General features: G+C 71.5%; 3 protein-coding genes. 2 read left to right on the top strand and 1 reads right to left on the bottom strand.

Going from position 1 to position 3,378, the window contains the following annotated elements; translation table 11 throughout:
- Both H5J29_RS26040 and H5J29_RS26035 read left to right on the top strand, forming a co-directional pair.
- The coding region (locus H5J29_RS26040) for a hypothetical protein (protein ID WP_181783656.1) at positions 1-486 on the top strand (486 nt) is incomplete at its 5' end.
- A gap of 109 nt (positions 487-595) precedes the next feature.
- Positions 596-1,990 (top strand): alanine--tRNA ligase-related protein, encoded by a 1,395-nt coding sequence (locus H5J29_RS26035; RefSeq protein ID WP_181783655.1) that lies wholly within the window; start codon positions 596-598, stop codon positions 1,988-1,990.
- A 46-nt stretch (positions 1,991-2,036) separates the two neighbouring features.
- Here the strand turns inward: H5J29_RS26035 and H5J29_RS26030 are convergent.
- Positions 2,037-3,378, bottom strand: a 1,342-nt coding sequence (locus H5J29_RS26030) for a bifunctional aspartate transaminase/aspartate 4-decarboxylase (protein ID WP_181783654.1), incomplete at its 5' end; no start/stop codon positions are given.

Genomic DNA, 3,378 nt, shown 5'->3' with positions numbered 1-3,378 from the left:
CCGGTGGAGGAGCCCCGCAGCCCGTTCCGTCCGGTCCTGGCCGCGCTCGACCGCGCCGAACGGATGCTGGTCCCGCGCTGGGTGCACCGCATCCTGCTGATCCTGGGGTCGGTGCTGCTCGGGCTCGCCTCCCTGGTCGGGCTGGTGATCCTGACAGCCCTGCTGACCGGCGACCCGGACCTGGAGCTCGTGCTGGACGACACCACGATCGCCCCCGGGACCCGCCCGCCCGCGCTCGTGCTGACCTCGGCGGGGGAGGCGCTCGTCGGGGTCCTGCTGCTGGTCGGGGCCGGGGCGCTGCTGGTGGGACGGGACCGGGCCGGGGTCCGGCTCTGCCGGATCGGACTGGTGGTGGCGTTGGCGGGGGTGAACGTCGCCCTCGGGTACCTGGACGCGGAGCTGGTGGTGGTCGCCGTCGTCGTCGAGCTGGGGTTGTTGTGGCTCGCCGGTCGGTACCGCACGCGGTTCCTGCGCGACGGTCCGTGATCATGGACGCCGCACATCCTCAATTCGTGGGAAAAACGCCCTGATCGGGAGGCCGGCGTCGTTCGTTCGGACCTGTTCGGAAAAGGATCTCCCTGGCAGGGTCGCGCGCATGGACGCACAGGACATCCGTCGTGCCTACCTCGACCTGTTGGCCGCCGACGGGCACGCCATCGTGCAGCGTGCCCCGATCGTCCTGCGCGACGACCCGACCACGCTGTTCACCGGCTCCGGCATGCAGCCGCTGCTGCCGTACCTGCTCGGCGCGGACCACCCCGAGGGCTCCCGGCTCGCCGACGTGCAGCCCTGCCTGCGCGCGCAGGACATGGACGAGGTCGGCGACAACCGGCACACCACCTTCTTCGAGATGCTCGGCAACTGGAGCCTCGGCGACTACGAGAAGGCCGAGCAGATCCCGCGGCTCTTCCACTTCCTCGTCGACGTCGTGGGCCTGGACCCGAACCGCATCTACGTGTCCTGCTTCATCGGCGACGCCGAGCACGGCATCCCGCGGGACGAGCAGAGCGCCGCGATCTGGGAGCGGCTGTTCACCGAGAAGGGCGTGAGCGCCGACCGGATCGACCTCGACACCGAGGAGTACGGCAACGACCACGGGTCGAACGGCGCCCGGATCGCCTTCTACGGCCACAAGAACTGGTGGAGCCGCTTCGGCGGGCCGGACGAGATGCCCGCGGGGGACCCGGGCGGCCCGGACTCCGAGGTCTTCTACTACTTCCCGCAGGTCGAGCACGACACCGCGTTCGGGAGGTACCCCCACCAGAACTCCGACGGCGGGCAGTACCTGGAGATCGGCAACTCGGTCTTCATGACCTTCCGCAAGACGGAGGAGGGCGGCTTCGCGGAGCTGCCGCGGCACAACGTCGACTTCGGCGGCGGGCTCGAGCGGATCGCGGCGTCGTCGATCGACAGCCCGGACGTCTACCGGATCAGCCTGGTCTGGCCGATCATCGAGAGGCTGCAGGAGGTCTCGGGCAAGTCCTACGAGGAGGCCACCGAGGCGATGCGCGTGGTGGCCGACCACATCCGCGGGGCGGCGTTCCTGGCGTCGGACGGGGTGAAGCCGGGCAACTCCAAGCAGGGCTACGTGATGCGCAGGCTCGTCCGCCGCGCGCTGCGCTACGGCCTGGACCTGGAGCTGACCGCCGGCGTGGCCGCCGACCTGGTGCCGATCGTGGGGCAGCTGTACGCGGACGTCTACCCCGAGGTCGCGGAGCAGCAGGACGTGATCATCGCGGTGCTGCAGAAGGAGGAGAAGCAGTTCGCGCGGACCCTCCGCAAGGGCCTGTCGATGCTGCGGCGGCTCAACCGGCAGGGTGAGACCGTGACCGGCAGCCACCTCTTCGAGCTGCACGACACCTTCGGCATGCCGATCGAGCTGAGCCTCGAGGAGGCGCAGCGCAAGGAGTACGCGCTCGCCGAGGACTGGCAGAAGGTGTTCGACGAGCTCATGTCCGAGCAGCAGAACCGCTCCCGCGCGGCCGTCTGACGCAGTATGGAGCCACAACCGTCGCTCGGAGCCCCCGAGACGACGGTCATGGCTCCATGGTGCGGTCGACGACGGCGACCAGGGCCTCGCCGATCCGGGCGAGGGACTCTGCGGGGAGGGCGGCCAGGCAGACCCGGACGTCCCAGGTGGGGGCGCCGAAGCCCGCCCCCGGCAGCACGACGACGCCGTGGTCTCGGGCGAGCTGGACCGGGACCTGGGTGGGATCGGCGGCCCGCAGCCGCGCCACACCCTCCTCGCCGTGCCGCACCCGCGCCACGGCCTCCAGGTCGACGAGCGCGTAGTACAGCGTGTCCTTGCCGCCCGGCGCCTCTACGCCCAGCGGCCCGAGCAGCGCGGCCAGCCGCGCGTTCAGCTCCGTGCGCAGCGAGCCGGTGTGCGCCGCGCCCTCGGGGAACAGGTGGGCGAGGGCGAAGAAGGTCATCTGGACCTGGTCCGGCGTGGCCAGCCCGGCGATGTTGTGCAGCGCGACCTCCCGGCTGTCCGCGACCATCCGGGCCACGAACGGGAGCGCCGCGGGCTCGGCGCTGACCGAGGAGTACCGGTGGGCCGCCGCCTCCCGCTCGGCCTCGGACCTGCCGGCCAGGATGTCGTCGAGCACGGTGTCCGCGGCCACGGCGGCGAACCCGAGCCGGTTGCCCGTGGCGCCGAAGTTCTTCGAGAAGCTGTGCAGGCAGATCACGTTGCGGGGGACCTCGGCGAGCATGCCCCGGAAGCCCTCGACGAACGTGGCGTAGACGGTGTCCGCCACCAGGATCAGGTCCGGCCGCTCGGTGGCGACCAGCGCGGCGATCTCCTGGAGCCGCTCGGGCAGCATCGCCCGGGTGTCCGGGTTGCCGGGGTTGATCACCATGAAGGCCTTGATCGCCGGGTCCCGCAGGGCCTCGGTGAGCACGCCCGGCTCGAACCGGTACGCCCTGTTCGGCGCCGCCTGCACCTCGACGATCTCGAGCCCGAAGTCCGCGAGCACCGGGATCTGCAGGTAGGGCGTGAAGACCGGCGAGGCGATCGCGACCTTGTCCCCGCGCGCCAGCAGGCCGTTCTCCTTCAGGGACCGGAAGGTGTAGGCCATCGCGGCCGCCCCGCCCTCCGTGCCGAAGACGTGGAACCGGCCGGGTGGGCCCGCCTCCACCCCGGTGACGGTGACGAGGTACCGCTCGAGGACGTGCTCGCAGTGCCGCAGCATCCGGGTGGGGGAGGGGTAGCCGTCACCCAGGACGGCCCGCACCCACTCCTGGACGAGCTCGTCCGGGTCCGCGCCGAGCTCGCCGACCACCCAGTCCACGGCCGCGCCGAGGAAGCGGGCGGCCTCGGTGTCAGATGGGCCTGCTGCTGGCCGAGATGCGGCTGGTCTTCCACCGCATGACGGG

The organism is Pseudonocardia pini, assembly GCF_013870575.1.
In the GTDB taxonomy this organism is placed as follows: domain Bacteria; phylum Actinomycetota; class Actinomycetes; order Mycobacteriales; family Pseudonocardiaceae; genus Pseudonocardia; species Pseudonocardia pini.
This window is presented reverse-complemented; position numbering and strand designations above follow the sequence as displayed.

Coding starts and splice junctions, on each gene's coding strand:
- H5J29_RS26035 (WP_181783655.1), top strand. CDS start 596: ATGGACGCACAGGACATCCGTCGTGCCTACCTCGACCTGTTGGCCGCC.